The sequence below is a fragment of the Neisseria sp. P0021.S006 genome, assembly GCF_051956895.1.
The window spans coordinates 1-1619 of the sequence record NZ_JBQCWZ010000286.1 but is presented as its reverse complement, the minus strand read 5'-3'; the positions used below and the strand labels follow the sequence as shown (position 1 = coordinate 1619).

The 1619-nt window shown below is 55.3% G+C and carries 1 protein-coding gene; it reads right to left on the bottom strand.

The window, feature by feature from the left end:
• Positions 1 to 80: 80 nt before the first annotated feature.
• Positions 81 to 1475: an ATP-dependent RNA helicase HrpA gene (gene hrpA, locus ACTHUM_RS13405; protein WP_440403100.1), complete on the bottom strand. Its 1395-nt coding sequence runs from the start codon at positions 1473 to 1475 to the stop codon at positions 81 to 83.
• Positions 1476 to 1619: the final 144 nt, after the last annotated feature.

Below are 1619 nucleotides of genomic sequence, written 5' to 3'. Positions count from 1 at the left end.
TTTTAATAGTTTTTAGTTTCTCAATGATTTAGGCCGTCTGAAAATGAAACATGGCCTGCCTATTAAGAAAGATTTTATTTTCAGACGGCCTCCACCGCCCCCAACTCCAGCAATACCTGAAAACCGTCATTGATATACCGCGAATCGGGCATTTCTAAAAATGGGAATGCTGCCACGTCGCCCAAGTTCAGCGATGCCATGCGCAGGATGACGGCGGCGAGGTTGCTGCGGACGATTTCGGGATCGGTAAATTCGGGGCGGCTGTTGAAATCTTCTTCTGAAAACAGTCGGATACACACGCCTGCGGAGACGCGTCCGCAGCGGCCGGAGCGTTGGCGTGCGGCGGCTTGGGAGATTTTTTCGACATGAAGCTGCTCCACTTTCGCCCGTGCGGAATAGCGTTTGACACGCGCGAGGCCGGTGTCGATGACGTATTTGATGCCCGGCACGGTGAGCGAGGTTTCGGCGACGTTGGTTGCCAGCACGATGCGGCGTTTTGCGCCAGAGGGGTGGAAGATTTTGTGCTGCTCGGCGTGCGACAGGCGTGCGAACAGGGGCAGGATTTCGTCGTTGCGGCGCAGTGTGGACTTGCGCAGAGCTTCGGCAGCTTCGCGGATTTCGCGCTCGCCCGGCAGGAACACCAAAATATCGCCTTCACCGTAGCGTGCCAACTCGTCGGCCGCATCGACAATCGCGTCGGTCAGCTCTACTTCCGCGTCGTCTTCGTCTTTGCTGGTCAGCGGGTGGTAGAGGATTTCGACGGGATAGGTGCGCCCGCTCACTTCCAGCACGGGCGCGCCGTTGAAGTGTTTGGAGAAGCGTTCTGCGTCTATGGTTGCCGAGGTGATGATGACTTTTAAATCGGGGCGACGCGGCAGTAGCTGTTTCAGGTAGCCTAGCAGAAAGTCAATGTTCAGGCTACGTTCGTGCGCTTCGTCGATGATAATCGTGTCGTAGGCGGCGAGATAACGGTCGGTCTGCGTTTCCGCCAGCAGGATGCCGTCGGTCATCAGCTTGACGCAGGCATCGTGCGAGGTGTGGTCGGTAAAGCGCACTTTATAGCCGACCGTGCTGCCGATTTCCGATTTCAATTCTTCGGCAATCCGCTCCGCCACTGAGCGCGCAGCCAAACGGCGCGGCTGGGTATGCCCGATCAAACCCGCCGCCCCGCGCCCGAGTTCCAAGCAAATCTTGGGCAGCTGCGTGGTTTTGCCCGAACCGGTTTCGCCGCAAATAATCGTTACCCGATTTTCGGCAATGGCTTTTTTGATTTCGTCGAGCTTTTCGTGAACGGGCAGGGTGTTGTCGAATTCGGGCTTGGGCAGCTTGGACAGGCGTTGCAAATAAAGGTCGTGCGATTTTCGGTATTTTTCCTCGACCTTGGCCAAGCCGCCGTATTTTTTGGGGTTTTTAAAGGCGGATTGCAGGAAATGGCGGTCTTTGGAGAGGGTTTGGGCGAAATCGGGATGCGGCATGATGGTGCGGTAAACTGAATAATGTGAAAAGAATGGAATTATAGCAAAAGGCCGTCTGAAACTTGCTTGCTTTCAAGTTTCAGACGGCCTTTGTATGGATAAACCGTTTTAGTCGGCGGCGTGCCAAGGTTTTTGCATACCGGC